We start from the raw sequence: 17,143 nt of genomic DNA, 5'->3' as shown, positions 1-17,143 counted from the left end.
ACTGCCGACGTACGCTTGACAAAAAAAATTATTCTGCATCCTTCATTTTAATTATCTTTGGAAACAAAACATAAGATATGAGTAGCGACATTATGGATAACATTTCAATGATTGCCGAAACTGCCAAAGATTTTGCAGAAAAGAACATTCGCCCAAGAATTATGGAATGGGACGAGAGCCAGCATTTCCCGGTTGAACTTTTTCACCAGCTTGGTGAGATGGGTTTTATGGGGATCGTAATTCCTGAAGAATACGGTGGCTCTGGTTTAGGCTATCATGAATATGTGGCCATTTTGGATGAAATTTCGCAGGTAGACCCTTCAATAGGTCTTTCAGTTGCTGCGCATAACTCCCTGTGTACTAACCATATTTACGAATTCGGAAATGAGGAACAGCGCCATAAATGGTTGCCACAACTGGCTTCCGGAAAAGTAATCGGTGCCTGGGGCCTGACAGAACACAACACAGGTTCAGATTCGGGCGGAATGAGCACAACAGCTGTAAAAGATGGCGATGACTGGGTTATCAACGGGGCGAAAAATTTCATCACACACGCGATTTCCGGCGACATAGCAGTAGTGATGACTCGCACAGGCGAAAAAGGAGCTAAAAACAATTCCACCGCTTTCGTGCTTGAAAAAGGAATGGAAGGCTTCACTTCCGGACGTAAAGAAAACAAACTCGGAATGCGTGCTTCTGAAACAGCGGAACTCATTTTCGATAATGTCCGCGTACCTGACGCCAACCGCTTAGGCGAAGTAGGTTCAGGTTTCAAACAGGCCATGAAAATTTTGGATGGCGGACGTATCTCTATCGCTGCTCTAAGCTTAGGAATTGCCCGCGGAGCATACAAAGCTGCTTTAAAATATTCACTTGAGAGACATCAGTTCGGTCAACCGATCAATCAGTTCCAGGCAGTGAATTTTATGCTTGCAGACATGGCAACTGAAATCGACGCGGCAGAATTACTTATTCAGCGTGCCTCCAATCTCAAAAACGCCAAGAAACCTATGACTAAAGAAGGTGCAATGGCTAAACTGTATGCATCTGAGGCTTGCGTGCGCATCGCAAACAATGCGGTGCAGATTTTTGGAGGTTATGGTTACACCAAAGATTTCCCGGTAGAGAAGTTTTACCGCGATGCGAAACTTTGTACAATCGGCGAAGGTACTTCAGAAATTCAAAAATTGGTGATTGGCCGCGAGATTTCCCGACAATAATCAATCATAAACAATAGAAAAAACACCGGTATCGGTGTTTTTTTTTGCTTAAACGCTAATTTCGATAAAATCATCGATTTAAACTTTTATCTAAATTTTTTATAGTAAAACACATTATGTAATTTGTTTTTTTATATACATTTGATTTTTCTTAACGGAAACAATAATTCAAATTATTTGTATTAAATGAAAACAAAACTATTATCGCTCGCATTCGCGGCAGTAGCCGGTTTGACCTTTGGCCAAACCGGTTCTTTGTGGACTCAAACTTCCCGTTCGGCGCACGCTGAAGTCATCGGAAATAAAGTTTCCATACAGACGCCCAGGCTTTTTCAGCTTGACATTGAAGGCTTGAAACTGGCTTTAAAAAACGCTCCGAAAAAACTCGCAGCAGATGAAAAATCAGGGAAAATAATAAGTTTCCCTTCCGGTGAGGGTAATTTAGAAGATTTTAAGGTTTCAGAACAGTCGAATTTTGAACCTGCACTGGCCGCAAAATATCCGGACATCAAAGCCTATGTGGGCCAAAGCCTATCGGATCCTTCCAAAATAATTTACTTCAGTGTTTCTCCGCTCGGACTTTCGTCCATGGAAATTCATGCGGACAATTCTGCCGTGTTTATTGAGCCTTACACAACCGACGCACAAACCTATGTTGTGTACAAAAGATCTGACAAAAAAGATAATTTAAGCAAATTTGAATGTACCACGATCGATGAGGTTCGGGCCCAGACCGACCTTTCAGCCAGACCGAACGCAGACGACGGTTTACTTCGTACTTTCAGGCTCGCGCTTTCGTGCACAGGAGAATATGCCGTTTATTTTGGCGGAACCAAGGCGCAGGCACTTGCAGCGATGAACAACACGATGACGCGCGTAAATGGCGTTTTCGAAAAAGACTTTTCGGTAAGAATGGTTTTAATCGCGAATAACGATGCCGTGATTTACACCAACGCTTCCACAGACCCCTATTCAAACGCATCATCTATGTCGCAATGGAATAACCAGCTTCAGTCTACACTAACCTCGGTGATTGGCGAGGCAAATTATGACATCGGGCATTTATTCGGTGCTTCCGGCGGCGGCGGAAATGCGGGCTGTATCGGCTGCGTCTGCGTAAACGGTTCAAAAGGCAAAGGTATAACCTCCCCGGCTGATAACATTCCGGCTGGTGATAACTTCGATATTGATTATGTTGCACATGAAATGGGTCATCAGTTTGGCGGAAACCATACTTTTACTCATTCTAATGAAGGCACAGGTGTTCAGATGGAGCCTGGATCGGGCTCCACGATCATGGGCTATGCGGGCATTACGTCGGTTGACATTCAGCCACATTCAGACCCAATCTTTCATGCAGTGACCATTCAGCAGATCACAAACAACATTAAATCCAAAACCTGCTCAGTAAATACGCCCACAGGAAACTCAATCCCCACAGCCAACGCAGGTTCTGATTATACGGTTCCGAAAAGTACACCTTACATGCTTACCGGAACTTCAATTGATGCGAACGGTGATGCACTTACCTACATTTGGGAACAGATGGACAACCAGACTACGTCGGCAGCGCCAAGCGCAACAAAAACAACAGGTGTGAACTTCCGCAGCTGGGTACCTTCTACCTCGCCTACGCGGTACTTCCCACGGATGCAGTCGGTTTTAGCCGGTTCAACCACCACGGCTGGGCAGGAAATTACTGTTGAGGCGCTTTCATCAGTTGCGAGAAATCTTAATTTCAGATTTACAGTTCGTGATAACCGTCCAGGCGGTTCCGGAAATAATTCAGATGATGCCGTTATTACGGTGAATGCGACCGCAGGACCATTTACAGTTACTTCACAGTCTTCTGCTGTTACATACAGCGGTGGTTCTTCACAGCCAATAACATGGAACGTTGCCGGTACAACCGCCAATAATATCAATGCCGCAAACGTAGACATTCTTTGGTCAACAGACAATGGAAACAGCTGGACAACATTACTCGCAGGAACACCAAACGACGGTTCTCAAAATGTTACAATGCCGAACTCAGCTACTTCCACAGGAAGAATCATGGTGAAAGGCAGCAATCACATTTTCTTTAATGTGAATAAAGCCAACATCACTGTGACCGCGGGTACTTCAGACACACAGGCGCCAACGGCACCAACACTTGCAGCTTCCGGAACCACTCAAAATTCAACAAATCTGTCGTGGAGCGGTGCAACGGATAATGTGGGAGTTACCGCCTACGAAATTTACCGTGGTTCCACATTGCTTGGAAATACTTCGGCCACAAATTACACAGCGACAGGTCTGGCAGCATCTACTACATACACCTTTACAGTAAAAGCTATGGATGCAGCGGGCAACACATCTGCAGCGAGTAATTCGGTTTCTGTTACCACACTTCCTCCCGCCAGTGACACCACAGCGCCAACGCCTCCTACTTTATCTGCGTCAGGAACTACATCGTCAGCCACTAATTTAAGCTGGAGCGGTGCAACTGACAATGTGGGTGTTACAGGTTATGATGTTTATCAAAATTCAGCGCTGATCGGTTCTACAGCTTCAACATCTTATTCAGTTACCGGTCTTACGGCCTCCACAAATTACAGCTTCACTGTGAAAGCTAAAGATGCAGCCGGAAATATCTCAGCAGCCAGTAACGCAGTTTCAGTTACCACGTTGAGCAACTCTGTTACTTATTGTACAGCTTCTGCAAGCAACACAGCTGATGAGCGAATTGGTAATGTGAAGTTCGGAACCATTAATAATTCATCTACCGGAACTGCCGGATATGAAAACTTCACCAACGTTTCAACAAACGTAACACGCGGAACATCTTACCAGATTACAATTACACCAACGTGGACATCTACCAAGTATAAAGAAGCTTACGCTGTGTACATTGATTACAACGGAAACGGTGTCTTCACAGATTCCGGCGAGAAAGTTTGGACTAAAACAGCTTCAACCACAACTCCGGTAACAGGCAGTTTCACGATTCCTACTACAGCAAAAGTAGGTACCACAAGAATGCGCGTGATGATGCAGTACAATACCGTTCCTTCAGCGCCTTGCGGCACTTTCACTTACGGACAGGTTGAAGACTACACGCTGAACATCGTTTCTGCCAACAGAGACGAAGACCGAATGGTTACGCCTACAACAGGACTTTCAATTTATCCAAATCCGGTAAAAGGAAATATCCTGAATATCGAGAATGCGGAGTCATCAGACTTCCGAATATTCGACATGAGTGGAAAACTGATCAGCAGCGGTACCGTCACCGCCCAAAAAGTGGACGTAAACCGTTTGGTAAAAGGTGTTTATATCATTCAGATTGGTAAGACTTCAAAACGTTTTATCCGCGAATAAATTAACGAAACCTTCTTTATATGAGCCGCCGCAAAGCAATTTGCGGCGGCTTTTTCATTTTAAGTTCGAATTTCTATCTTTGTTTAAATATCAATTTTAATGGATAAAATAGATTCGCTGAATCAGGTGGCTCAGTTCCACAGAACCTTTAATGCACCCATTCTCACTTCGCCACAGATACCGTCTGCTGAAAGATGCAAACTTCGCGTCGACTTACTTCAGAAAGAACTCAATGAACTAAAAGAAGCGATTGATAATAATGATATAGTTGAGGTCGCCGACGCGCTTTGCGATTTGCAGTATGTATTAAGTGGCGCGGTCTTGGAGTTTGGGCTTGGCGAAAAATTTGTAGAGCTTTTTAACGAAGTGCAGCGTTCCAATATGTCTAAAGCCTGCGCTAATCAAATGGAAGCAGATGAAACAATAGCGTTTTATAAAGAAAAAGGAGAAGACGCCTATTGCGAAACGAGTGGTGAAAAAATCAATGTTCACCGGGTTTCCGATAACAAAGTTCTTAAAAACAAATACTATTCTCCAGCAGATCTTAAAAGGATCCTAAACCTTACTCCAACAAAAAATTTAAGTTAATGAGAAAATTTTCAACGCTTATATTCGCGGCTACACTCACGCTTACCTCAGTTTCGTGCAGCAGCCAAAAAACGGTGGTAAACCGCGAAGTGGAAAGTACCTCCGACGGCAAAATGCTTCTCGGTCCGCAGACCAAAAACCAACTGCTGAAATCTCCATACAGCGAGTGGTACACTCCGGAATTTGAGGGATACAGCGTGGATGAAAACGCAATCGCTGAACTTCGGAAAGAAAAACTTAGCAGCTATAATCTTACAGTGGTGATGGGAACGTGGTGCGAAGACAGCCACCGACAGGTACCAAGGCTGATGAGAATTCTGGAGACCTTGAAATTCCCCGAAAACAAACTTACAATGATAGGCGTAAACCGCAAGAAAGAAGCGCCAGGCGGTGAAGAAGGCCTGCTTAATATTCAGTTTGTACCGACCATTATAGTTCAGAAGTACGGCAAGGAAATCGGCCGCATCGTTGAAAATCCGCAAAGCGGCTACATTGAGCGCGACCTGGTTGAAATTCTTAAAAAAGACAATTCCACGATTAAAGAAATATTCAAATAGTGAAAAATTATTCGAAAATATTACCTTTTATTATCGGGGCAGCGGCAATGCTGCTGATGGTGCTGATCTATAATTCACTTTCCAAAAGAACCGAGGATAAGATGCAGAATGATTACTACATCATCACCAACCAAATCCGAAAGATGAATAAAATGGTCGTAATGGAGCAGGATTTCTCAAGCATGCAAAAAACAAAAGTGACATCTCAACTTTTGGGCGGCATGCTGCCAAACATCGAAAAAGAGCTCATCACATTCACAAAAACGAATGCGCAGGTTTCTTACGATTTAAATAAAATGAAACTTGAAGTTGATTCCGTGAACCGCAAAGTTATCATCCGCGAACTTCCGGCGGCAGATATCAAGATCATCCCGAGTGTCGAAATACAGTCTATGGACGATTCTTTCCTCGACCGTTTCAATGAAAAAGACCTGCAGAAAGTGACGAAATCGGCGAAAGACAATGCGTACAAGACCGTAAATCAGCAGCGCCTGCGCGCGGAAGGCCGCAAACAGTTGCTTGAAAACCTGGATCAGCTTTTCGTTTTGGCAAGGGCTTTGAACTACGAAATCGAAGACCAAACCGGTCAGATCGATACCACAAAACTCTAAAAACTTTACTCATGATTCCTGAAAAAAAACAAGACAAAAAAACACCTTCAGATGTAAAAAAGGAAAATCAGGATCTGCCGAATATACCGGCTTCCTCCGAAAAAATACGCTCTGAACAGCCGACGGATAAAGAGATAAAGCATACATCCAAACTTCACAAAGACGGCAAAACAGAAAGTCAGGACCAAAACGAAAATTAATTTTTCGTTTTTTTTGTGTAAAATCTATCGCACTTTATACTTAAAAGCCTTCTTTAAACCACAATGTCATAATTTTTGCTGTTCCAAAGCAAAGTTTAACCTAAAAAATTAAAATTATGTCATACACAGTCGTGGGCATGTTCCCAACTACCGAAGCAGCCGAAAAAGCATCCAGTAAACTCGCCAGCGCAGGGTTTGGAAAAGAAGATTACCAGATCTCACGCTATTCTACCACCGGCGAATACACCGAAGGTTCTGAGTTTGATGAGGACGAAAACACTTCCGGATTCTGGAACTGGCTCTTCGGAGACAATGATAACGACCGCAAAAAATACAGCTACGCCGGCAGCAAAAGCAATATCGTCACCGTATACACCAATACCAGCGACCGTGCCGAAAAAGCCCGCGACATCATGAACGACGAGGGAGCGCTGAATGTAAATGATGTCACACGGGACCGCTACATGGGCGAAGAATTTGCATCGCCTGACAACAATTTGACCGAAGACGAACGCGCAAGAATCATTGCCAAAGCCAAAAACAACCTGTATATGGTCGGTGAAAACCGCTCTTACAATTTTCGCGGACGCGGCATGAGCACCGACATGGATTCCATGGGAAATGCCGATGATTAAAGGAAACTAAAGAAATAAAATCCGGACATTTTGTTCGGATTTTTTGTTTTTAGAGCCCGAAGACTCTTACACGTGCCACTACCCTGCCTGCTTTCCATTACAATCTTTTTTGTTCCCTTCTATTCGAAGGGAACAAAAAAGGATTTCCATTGCAATCAGGGCTAAAACATCAGGCATTTTCTCTTCCAACATACAGTGAGGACATCCTCTGTTTAAATTCAACTTTTACACCAACAAAAGTTGGAAGAAAAACCGTATTTTTGCTTCTTAAAATTTTGAGCTAAAAATGGTAAAGATCACACTTCCCGACGGGAGCGTCAGAGAATTCGAGAGCGCGGTAACGCCTGTTGACGTAGCAAAATCGATCAGCGAAGGCCTCGCCAGAAACGTAATTTCTGCAATGGTAAACGGCACACAAACCGAAATCAACACGCCGATCAGTACAGATTCTACGCTTCAGCTCCTCACCTGGAATGATGATCTTGGCAAAAAAGCCTTTTGGCATTCTTCCGCTCACCTTCTCGCGCAGGCAATCGTGGAATTTTACCCGGACGCCAAACTTACCATTGGGCCCGCCATTGAAAACGGTTTCTATTACGACGTAGATTTCGGCGATGAAAGTCTTTCAGAAAAAGACTTTGATAAAATCGAGAAGAAAATGCTTGAAAATGCCAAGAAAAACTCCACTTTCAACCTTTACGCGGTTTCCAAAGCAGACGCGCTGAAAGAATATGCCGACAATCCGTACAAAACCGAGTTGATTTCAAACCTTAATGATGGCGAAATCACGTTCTGCTCTCACGACAACTTCACCGACCTTTGCCGCGGCGGCCATATTCCTGCCACCGGAATCGTAAAAGCAGTGAAAATTCTGAACGCCGCTGGAGCTTACTGGCGCGGAGACGAGAAAAACAAGCAGCTGACACGTGTTTACGGAATTTCGTTCCCTAAGCAGAAAGACCTTACCGAATATCTCGAAAGACTTGAAGAAGCAAAACGCCGCGATCACCGTAAACTCGGTAAAGAACTTGGTATTTTCGCATTCTCAGAAAAAGTGGGCGCAGGTTTACCGCTTTGGTTACCAAAAGGCGCAGCATTAAGAAAAAAACTAGAAAACTTCTTGTCTGAAGCCCAGAAAAAATCGGGTTACGAGTTCGTGATGTCTCCACATATCGGTGCCAAAGAACTTTATGTAACTTCTGGTCATTGGGATAAATATGGCGCAGACAGTTTCCAGCCGATCAAAACGCCGAATGAAGGTGAAGAGTTCATGCTGAAACCGATGAACTGCCCACACCACTGCGAAATCTACAAAGTCGGACAGTGGTCGTACAAAGACTTGCCAAAACGATTTGCAGAGTTCGGTACGGTTTATCGTTACGAACAATCCGGCGAACTTCACGGTCTGACACGTGTCCGCGGATTTACACAGGATGATGCGCACCTTTTCTGTACACCCGACCAGCTTTTGGCGGAATTCGAAAATGTGATCGACCTGACACTTTATGTTTTTAAATCTTTAGGATTTGAAGATTTCGTGACGCAGGTTTCACTGAGAGACCCGGACAAAAAAGAAAAATACATCGGCAGCGATGAGAACTGGAAAAAAGCAGAAGATGCAATCATTCAGGCAGCTGAAAAGAAAGGTCTGAAAACGATCGTGGAATACGGTGAAGCTGCTTTCTATGGGCCAAAGCTCGATTTCATGGTGAAAGATGCGCTCGGACGCAGCTGGCAACTTGGTACCATCCAGGTAGATTATAATTTACCGGAGAGATTTGATCTTTGGTACACGGGAAGCGATAATGAAAAACACAGACCGGTGATGATTCACCGTGCGCCGTTCGGCTCGATGGAGAGATTCATTGCGATCCTGCTTGAAAACACTGCTGGCGATTTCCCGCTTTGGCTTGCACCGGATCAGTTTACCATTCTGCCAATCAGCGAAAAATATGTTGATTATGCGAAAAAAGTTTCGCAATTACTGGAAAATCACGATATTTGCGGCCTGATCGACGACAGAAATGAGAAAACCGGACGTAAGATTCGGGATGCTGAAATGAAAAAATTGCCATTTATGTTGATAGTTGGCGAAAATGAGGAGCGGGATGGCACAATTTCTGTCCGCAGAAGAAACGAAGGCGATTTGGGCACCATGAGTGTCGAAGATTTTATCGCCTACTTCCAGAAGGAAGCAAAAATTTAAGAATTAACATTAAAAATTAAACACCATAGCACAGAAATTTAACTACCGAGGCCGAGGTCCACAGCGACGCGTACAGGAAGATTTGCATCAGATTAACGAAAAGATCCGGGCAAAGGAAGTACGTTTGGTCGGCGACAATGTAGAACCCGGCGTTTATCCGCTGCAGAAAGCGCTTGATATTGCCAAAGACCAGGAACTGGATCTTGTGGTAATCTCAGACAAGGCGGAACCGTATATCACGCGGATTCTTGACTATAAAAAATTCCTTTACGAGCAGAAGAAGAAGACCAAAGAGCTTAAAGCCAAGCAGGTGAAAGTGGTGGTAAAGGAAATACGTTTCGGTCCTCAGACTGATGAGCACGATTACGACTTCAAGAAAAAGCACGCCGAAAAATTCCTTGAAGAAGGTTCAAAACTGAAAACATACGTATTCTTCAAAGGACGTTCTATCGTTTTCAAAGATCAGGGAGAAATCCTTCTTCTGAAACTGGCGCAGGAACTGGAACATGTGGGGAAGGTAGATCAGTTGCCAAAACTGGAAGGTAAGCGGATGATCATGATGATGAGCCCTAAGAAACCGGCAAAGTAATTTAGCTTTAGCTGATAGGTTTAAAATATAAAAAGAGACTTTATTTAAGGTCTCTTTTTGTTTATATTTAATCGTAGATGGAAGTTTGAAAGAACTTTAGTAAAAATATATGCACAAAAAAAAGAGACTAAATAAGTCTCTTTTTTTTTGATAGTGTCAAATAATTTGCTACTCTTCATCTTCGGCTTTCTTTTTAGATGTAAGTAAGCTAACGGCGATAGCCGTTCCGGCAGCGATGAGCGCCATTTTCAGGATAAAGCCTTTTTTGTTGTGCTTGAGTTCCGCACCCCAACCAAGTTCGTTGAAAATATTTGGAATATGACCTTCTTTGAAGTCATCCAATATTCCTTCCACTACACCCACACGGTCTGCCAGGACAAGAGGAAGCCATCTTCCGTAACTTGACTCACTGTATTTGAACGCGATTTCGCGAAGTTTTCCGTTGAGACCTTCAGGTGGTGAAGCAGTGCCGAAAACGGCTGTAAGGTTTGGCCGTTCTACGGATTTCAGGATTTCCACATCGTCTTGTTGCTGCGCTGGTCTGTCCCAGGCGTAACCTTCATGTTCTGCGTTATTGCGCTTTTTCATCGGGTAGACAGGATCATTTTCAGGATCGGCGTCTATCCCCCAACCCTTTATGTGGCTGAAATCAGCGTTTTCACTCTTTTTAAAATCGGAGGGTTTTGTTTCATCTGTAAGCATGTCGTAATATTTTTAAGTTAAAAAACCTTTTAAGCTCTCGGCGGAATCAGTACTGTTTTTATACAGCCATCAAGTTTCTGCGAAAAGATGTGGTAAGCATCAGATATTTCTTCCAGTGGAACGCGGTGCGTAATGATTTGTTTCGGATCGATGACACCGTTTTTCACATGCTCAATAAGTTTCGGCAAGTGACGTTTCACCGCGGCCTGATTCGCGCGGATGGTAATTCCTTTGTTTACTACATTTCCGATTGGTACAAGTGCATCAATCGGTCCGTAAACACCGACAATTGAAACGATTCCTCCTTTCTTGACGGAGTTGATCGCCCAATGCAGCGCCGTAGTAGAACCTCCCTGCAGAAGCAATTTTATACCCAGTAACGTATTCATCCTGTTTCCTTTGGCCTCGCAGCCTACGGCATCGATACAGACATCTGCTCCCAGCGAGTCGGTTTGGGTTTTGATGAAGACCACGGGATCGCCGATGCTTTTGAAGTTATAGGCTTCACACTGCGCATACTTAGCCACGAAATCGAGTCTATATTCCAAATGGTCGATTACGATAACCCTTCCGGCGCCAAAGAGCCAGGCACTTTTAGCAGCCATAATACCGATTGGTCCAGCTCCAAAGACAACAACCGTATCGCCTTTCTGTATTCCGGCCATTTCGGCGGCCTGATAACCGGTCGGTACTACATCGGTTAGAAGTACAGCGTCATCAGGATCCATCCAGTCTGGAATTACGGTCGGGCCCACGTCCGCGTACGGTACCCTTGCATATTCTGCCTGTCCGCCCTGGAAACCTCCGGCGGTATGCGAATATCCAAAAATCCCACCTACGGCGGTAGCGCTTGGGTTTGATTCGTGGCAGTTACCGTAAAGTTCCTGCTTGCAGAAGGCGCATTTGCCACACGAAATATTAAACGGGACCATCACTTTATCGCCCACTTTAAGTTTTTGGACGCCGGATCCTACTTCCACAACTTCACCGATGAATTCATGCCCGAAGGTGGTGCCCACACGGGTATCGGGAACAAGGCCGTGATACAGATGAAGGTCGGAGCCGCAAATACAGGATCTGAGCACCTTTACTATAGCGTCTTCCGGATGCTCGATCTGTGGCTCCGGCATATTGCGGTCGGGACGGACGCGAAAAGGTCCGCGGAAATTCATTGCTAACATATTTGTTTATTTTTTTGGTGATTGAATCTTCATGCATCAAAAAAAAGACCGCGAAACCTGAAATAATCATAATTTATGATTTTTTAAGAGGTTAAATAGTTCAGTACAATGCCGAGCAAATCAAATGCAGCACGTACCGCGGACCGTGAATTTTTAAATCCAATTAAGTGTTTCGGCTATAAAAGGGATAAAGTGTAAATATTTTTGTCTGAAATGATTTGCACCGTCTGCGTGAGGGATCGCAGCGGTTACTCCTCGCGGCGGCGGGCCGACAGGCCTGCCGCCGCGAGGAGTATGAGCGCCCGACGCAAGTGAGGAAGTGGCCCCGGCAAAGGACGCAAGGACGTGCCGGGAAAACGACCGAGCGCGCGGCACGCCCAAAAACTTAAGCAACACCACTTTCCTATTACAACAAATTGTTGTACTTTTGCACCCTGAATTGTAGTGTAACACCCCAAGGTGCCGCGACAACAGAAAACAGGATTGATAACAAACAGATAAATTAAGCAAAATGCCAAAATTAAAAACTAAATCAGGTGCTAAGAAGCGTTTTAAGCTGACCGGAACCGGGAAGATTAAAAGAAAAGGTGCTTTCAAAAGCCACATCTTGACGAAAAAAGAAACTAAGCAGAAGAGAAATCTTACGCAAACTTCTTACGTTGCTACCGTGGATGAGAAAAGCGTACTTCGCCAATTAGCCATTAAGTAGTTTTTATAAATCAACCGGTTTATAAGAATTCAAAAAAAATTCAGAAAATTTAACCCTGAAACGGTGCAGAAAAGTGTAATGAAATAATTTACCGCCCTTTTCAAAAAAAACAAATTCAATTATGCCAAGATCAGTAAATGCCGTAGCTTCCAGAGCTCGCAGAAAGAAAGTAATGAAGCAGGCTAAAGGTTTTTTCGGTAGAAGAAAGAACGTTTGGACTGTAGCTAAAAACGCCGTGGAAAAAGCAATGCAATACGCTTACCGCGGTAGAAAAGAGAAGAAAAGAAATTTCCGTAGCCTTTGGATCATGCGTATCAACGCGGGTGCAAGAGAACACGGGATGTCTTACTCCCAGTTTATGGGCGCTCTGAAAAGCAACAATATCGAACTGAACAGAAAAGTTTTAGCAGATTTAGCAATGAATCACCCTGAAGCTTTCAAAGCAGTTGTAGATCAAGTAAAATAAGTACAATTTTTTGTTATCAATTATTAAATCCTGAACTTCGGTTTAGGATTTTTTATTTTAATTTTACGCCCATAAAAATCCGTCCTGTGAAAAAGACTTTCATCGCTTTAGCTGTTGTATTTACCGCTTTCGTATTTGGCCAAACTATTTCGGTTTACCAGTCGAGGGTTGATCTTGTATCGGCAACCAATATCAATAATTTCCTTTCCGAATTCGAAGCGCTGGGCGTGAAAACCACGGGGAGCACCGCGAACGCAAATACACTTGCCTGGCTGAAAAATAAATACTCGGAGTTTGGATACAGCGCGTCCTCTATCCAGGAGCAAAGCTGGACGCAGAGTGGCTACACCAGCAAAAACCTTATAGTTACCAAGATCGGGACTGGAAGCAATGCCTCAAAGTTTATCATCGTTTGTGGACATTTTGATACCATCGTGGGACGCGGAACGAATGACAACGGCTCCGGCGTCGCACTAATATTGGAACTGGCCCGGATTTTAGCTACCGTGCCCACGGATTATTCTATTAAATTCATCAACTTCTCCGGTGAAGAACAGGGTTTGCTGGGAAGCCGGGCGTATGTGGCGGGTACACTTGTTCCTTCTCTCGCCAACACTGCTTTCATACTTAACATTGATGAAATTGGCGGCGTAACCACCAAAGCGAACACCACGGTGACCTGCGAAAGCGATCAGACCAGCGCGGGTGGAACAGCGAACAATGCCCCAAGTCTCGCAATTACCACCAACCTGGCCACATACATCCGGAATTACAGCAGTCTGCAAACCACGATGTCATATGCCTACGCCTCTGATTATATGCCTTTTGAACAAAAAGGCTACGTAATCACGGGTCTGTTTGAAACCAATGAGACTCCGCACAAACATTCTTCTACGGACCTCAAAAGTAATATGGATCCGGCGTATGTCACTAACATCACCCGCGGCGTTGTAGGTGCCATGCAGCATTTCGCAGGCGCTTCAACTGACCCAACTCCACTTTCGACAGTTTCAGCAAATATTTCGGAGCGCGTAAGTCTTTACCCCAATCCTGCACAAGACAATGTAAACGTAGGTGTAGATGCAAAGTATTTCAAAGTATTCATCTCAGATCTTACCGGAAAACGGGTTTTACAGTCAGAAAATCAGCAGAACATTGATATTTCAGCATTGACAAACGGCGCTTACATCCTGACGACGCAGATCGGCAACGAGTCTGTGAGTAAAAAGCTTATTGTAAGAAAATAGATTTAGTTTATTTTTAAAAACTTAAAGCAGGAAGTAAATCTTCCTGCTTTTTTTATTCCTGTGTATTGAAAAGACTTTCGTAGACGCCCATCAGGTCGGCGGCTACCTTTTCGTCTTCAAACTTTGTGACATACCGCAAGCCTTTTTCGGTGCGGCGATCACGTTCTGATTTATTTTCCCACAGGAAGAGAACTTTGGCTTTTAAATCGGCTACATTGTACGGATCAACGTAAAGAGAATCCGGTCCGCCGGCTTCGGGCAACGAAGTTCTGTTGCTGGTAATGACGGCTGTTCCCGAAAAAAGCGCCTCAATGACAGGAATTCCGAAACCTTCATACACGCTAGGATACACAAAAATATCTGCGAGCTGATAAATTGCCGCGAGCTCGTCCATAGAAACGCCTTCGAAGAAATGCACGCGCTGCTGCATCTTGTTTTTAATTAAATACTTCTGCACGCGCCCGATATATTTGGTTTTTTTTCCGACGACCACGAGCGGAATCTCAGAATCCGTGATTGCTTTTACTACATTCAGCAGGTTTTTTCTTTCCTCAATGGTTCCTACATTCAAAATAAAACGCTCAGGAAGCGAATACTTAAGTTTTACGACACTCCGTTCTTCGTCGGTTTTTTTTGATTTAAATGCGGCGTGGCAACCCTGATAAACTACGTTGATCTTGTGCTCAGGAACTTTCAGGTAATGAATGATGTCCCTTTTCGTCTGTTCGGAAATCGCAATGATTCGGTCGGCCTGCTTTGCGGCCTGCCGGAATTTCCACAAATGAATCTTACGGTCAAAAAAAGAGTAATATTTGGGAAATTTCAGAAAGATCAAATCATGGATCGTTACCACTTTCCTGATCGGTTTTGGGTTCCATTTCAACGGCAGTTCGCCAGAAAGGCCATGGAAAACATCAGCATCCTCGTTCTGCGCGTCTTTGCCCATTTTGAGCTGGCGCGAAAGGTTGCCTTTTGACGTCGGAATAAAATCAACATTCGTTAAACTGAGGATTGACTCACCTTTTGCTGTCTTCGACTTATTTAATAAAAGATACTCATGCGCCGGAAAGTGCGTAGCTAAAACCCGCACCAGGTCCCGCGAATAGTTGCCTAAGCCCGAACTGTTGTTAAAAAACCTTTTACCGTCGAATGCAATCTTCATACGTTTGCCTTTCTTTCAAATTCCTGAAAAGTGCCAAAGCGGAAACCGTTTTTATTAAGCCAGCCTAAATATTCGTCAAAGCGCTGCACCATTTCGTGGCCTGTGTTTTTGGTCGTGAAAGCCGGAAGTTTCAGTTTCTCATCTTTAATACCGGCGAATTCCCAGGGATGAAAATAAATATTTAAATAATTATCTTTCTTTAAGACAGCTTTGCTTAAAAATTTATAGAACACAAGCGGGAAATTATGGAAACTCAGCCAAAACAGCGGAATCCGGAGTATGGGTGATACAGATGCAGGAACCTGAAGTAGTTTTCCCTCACGAAAAAAAGTCCTTGAAACACCAAGATTGTTGTATTTTCCAGGTAAAAATGTAGGATTGACCGATGAATTGTAGGTATAGCCCGCAGCTTCGACATCCTTATAATCTACTTTTTTCATTCGCGGCATCCGCAGGCCGGAAACATTAGTCCCGAACATTTCCGCCAACTTCTCACGCGATTTTTTCAGGTCTTCAACAGAAAATTTTGAATGGAACCACGTATGTGAAGCGAGCTCATGACCTTCTTCCAATAGCTGCACGATCAGGTCTTTGTTATTTTCAGCAAAGACAACGGTGGAAAAGAAAGTAGCTTTTGCATTGTGTTTGCTGAGCAGCGCAAGGATTTCGATCAGGCCGCGCCGCGATATTTCGAGTTGTTCCTCAAAACTGATTTCACCGCCATATTCAAAAGGCATATCAAATTCTTCGATATCAAAACTGAGCAAAACCATATTAAAAATTTTTAGATCTGATGATGTAGTTGGGTCTGTCCTTAACCTGCTTGAAAATTTTGCCTAAATAAATGCCGATTATCCCAAGCATGATTAGCTGAACCCCGCCAAAAAACACAACGGTCATGATCAGCGAAGCCCAACCGGAAATCTCTGTGCCGTCTACGAATGAATTGATTACATAAATACCATAACCCACAGCGGCAAAAGCTGAAAAGATAAAGCCAAGATACGCCGCCAGATAAAGTGGTTTAACGCTGAATGCCGTGATGCCGGTGAAAGCGAAACGCATCATTTTTTTGAGGTTGTAGCTGCTTTGGCCTGAAACGCGTTGTCCAGCCGTAAATCTTAAGCCGGTCTGCCGAAAGCCCATCCAGTGGGTAAGTCCGCGCAGAAAGATGTCAGATTCGTTCATGTTGCGCATTACACGCACCACCGCTGCATCCATCAGCCTGAAATCTGAGCCGCCACCCTCGCTCATATCTACATCAGAAATTGCCGTGAGGAAGCGGTAATAAAGCGATGACGATTTCCTTTTGAACATCGATATCTGCTTTGGGTATTTACGGATGGTGTAAACCACATCGTAGCCTTCTTCCCACTTTGCAATAAGCGTCGGAATAAGTTCAGCGGGATGCTGCAGATCGGCATCCATCGAAATTACAGCATCACCGTCAGCAAGGTCAAGGCCGGCTTTCACGGCCGGCTGATGGCCGAAGTTCCGCGAAAATTCGATGGTTTTTATTTCGGGGTGGAGTTTTGATAGTTTCTCTAAGACATTTTGAGTGTCGTCGGTACTTCCATCATTGACAAAAATAATTTCAAATGTATAATTCAGTGATGCAAAAACGCGTGCAACCGCGTCATAGATCAACACGATGTTGCCTTCTTCGTTATGTGCCGGAATTACAATTGAGATTTTTTTCACCGTAAA

At 44.0% G+C, this 17,143-nt stretch carries 17 protein-coding genes; 12 read left to right on the top strand and 5 right to left on the bottom strand.

The window, feature by feature from the left end; genetic code table 11:
• Positions 1–77 precede the first annotated feature (77 nt).
• From H9628_RS05380 to infC, 9 genes are all read left to right on the top strand, one after another.
• A complete protein-coding gene (locus H9628_RS05380; RefSeq protein WP_251833101.1) occupies positions 78–1,220 on the top strand; it encodes an acyl-CoA dehydrogenase family protein in 1,143 nt (380 codons plus the stop codon).
• A 186-nt stretch (positions 1,221–1,406) separates the two neighbouring features.
• A complete protein-coding gene (locus H9628_RS05375; RefSeq protein WP_251833100.1) occupies positions 1,407–4,583 on the top strand; it encodes a reprolysin-like metallopeptidase in 3,177 nt (1,058 codons plus the stop codon).
• Between the two features lie 99 nt (positions 4,584–4,682).
• Positions 4,683–5,171, top strand: coding sequence for a nucleoside triphosphate pyrophosphohydrolase family protein (locus H9628_RS05370; protein ID WP_251833099.1), 489 nt, complete (start codon positions 4,683–4,685; stop codon positions 5,169–5,171).
• The gene (locus H9628_RS05365; RefSeq protein ID WP_251833098.1) at positions 5,171–5,728 is read left to right on the top strand and encodes a TlpA family protein disulfide reductase; all 558 of its coding nucleotides are present in this window, start codon (positions 5,171–5,173) and stop codon (positions 5,726–5,728) included. The genes H9628_RS05370 and H9628_RS05365 overlap by 1 nt, the downstream gene beginning before the upstream one ends.
• Positions 5,728–6,339, top strand: a complete 612-nt coding sequence (locus H9628_RS05360; RefSeq protein ID WP_251833097.1) for a DUF4230 domain-containing protein — start codon at positions 5,728–5,730, stop codon at positions 6,337–6,339. Before H9628_RS05365 ends, H9628_RS05360 begins: the two co-directional genes overlap by 1 nt.
• 11 nt (positions 6,340–6,350) lie before the next feature.
• Positions 6,351–6,539 carry a hypothetical protein gene (locus tag H9628_RS05355; protein WP_251833096.1) on the top strand — a complete coding sequence of 63 codons (189 nt, stop codon included), beginning with the start codon at positions 6,351–6,353 and terminating at the stop codon, positions 6,537–6,539.
• Positions 6,540–6,655: 116 nt separating this feature from the next.
• Positions 6,656–7,174 (top strand): hypothetical protein, encoded by a 519-nt coding sequence (locus H9628_RS05350; RefSeq protein WP_251833095.1) that lies wholly within the window; start codon positions 6,656–6,658, stop codon positions 7,172–7,174.
• A 286-nt stretch (positions 7,175–7,460) separates the two neighbouring features.
• Entirely contained in the window at positions 7,461–9,380 is a 1,920-nt protein-coding gene (gene thrS, locus H9628_RS05345; protein ID WP_251833094.1) for a threonine--tRNA ligase, read from the top strand.
• 82 nt (positions 9,381–9,462) lie between these two features.
• Positions 9,463–9,969, top strand: coding sequence for a translation initiation factor IF-3 (infC, locus tag H9628_RS05340; protein ID WP_251833093.1), 507 nt, complete (start codon positions 9,463–9,465; stop codon positions 9,967–9,969).
• Between the two features lie 168 nt (positions 9,970–10,137).
• Here the strand turns inward: infC and H9628_RS05335 are convergent, their stop codons facing one another.
• Together H9628_RS05335 and H9628_RS05330 are read right to left on the bottom strand one after the other, a co-directional pair.
• Positions 10,138–10,671, bottom strand: a complete 534-nt coding sequence (locus H9628_RS05335) for a hypothetical protein (RefSeq protein ID WP_251833092.1) — start codon at positions 10,669–10,671, stop codon at positions 10,138–10,140.
• 29 nt (positions 10,672–10,700) lie between these two features.
• Entirely contained in the window at positions 10,701–11,852 is a 1,152-nt protein-coding gene (locus tag H9628_RS05330; RefSeq protein WP_251833091.1) for a zinc-dependent alcohol dehydrogenase, read from the bottom strand.
• 511 nt (positions 11,853–12,363) lie between these two features.
• Between H9628_RS05330 and rpmI the strand changes: the two genes are divergently transcribed.
• From rpmI to H9628_RS05315, 3 genes are all read left to right on the top strand, one after another.
• Positions 12,364–12,561: a 50S ribosomal protein L35 gene (rpmI, locus tag H9628_RS05325; protein WP_088358204.1), complete on the top strand. Its 198-nt coding sequence runs from the start codon at positions 12,364–12,366 to the stop codon at positions 12,559–12,561.
• A gap of 121 nt (positions 12,562–12,682) precedes the next feature.
• Positions 12,683–13,027: a 50S ribosomal protein L20 gene (gene rplT / locus H9628_RS05320; protein WP_251833090.1), complete on the top strand. Its 345-nt coding sequence runs from the start codon at positions 12,683–12,685 to the stop codon at positions 13,025–13,027.
• 86 nt (positions 13,028–13,113) lie between these two features.
• Positions 13,114–14,274 (top strand): M20/M25/M40 family metallo-hydrolase, encoded by a 1,161-nt coding sequence (locus tag H9628_RS05315; protein WP_251833089.1) that lies wholly within the window; start codon positions 13,114–13,116, stop codon positions 14,272–14,274.
• A gap of 52 nt (positions 14,275–14,326) precedes the next feature.
• Here the strand turns inward: H9628_RS05315 and H9628_RS05310 are convergent, their stop codons facing one another.
• The 3 genes from H9628_RS05310 to H9628_RS05300 are packed head-to-tail and all read right to left on the bottom strand — an operon-like array spanning position 14,327 to position 17,137.
• The gene (locus H9628_RS05310; protein WP_251833088.1) at positions 14,327–15,436 is read right to left on the bottom strand and encodes a glycosyltransferase family 4 protein; all 1,110 of its coding nucleotides are present in this window, start codon (positions 15,434–15,436) and stop codon (positions 14,327–14,329) included.
• Positions 15,433–16,209, bottom strand: a complete 777-nt coding sequence (locus H9628_RS05305) for a polysaccharide deacetylase family protein (RefSeq protein ID WP_251833087.1) — start codon at positions 16,207–16,209, stop codon at positions 15,433–15,435. Before H9628_RS05305 ends, H9628_RS05310 begins: the two co-directional genes overlap by 4 nt.
• 1 nt (position 16,210) lies before the next feature.
• Entirely contained in the window at positions 16,211–17,137 is a 927-nt protein-coding gene (locus tag H9628_RS05300; protein ID WP_251833086.1) for a glycosyltransferase family 2 protein, read from the bottom strand.
• Positions 17,138–17,143: the final 6 nt, after the last annotated feature.

The organism is Kaistella pullorum (assembly GCF_014837035.1).
GTDB lineage: Bacteria > Bacteroidota > Bacteroidia > Flavobacteriales > Weeksellaceae > Kaistella > Kaistella rhinocerotis.
The sequence above is the reverse complement of the archived record's forward strand: the minus strand, read 5'-3'. Positions and strand labels throughout refer to the sequence as shown.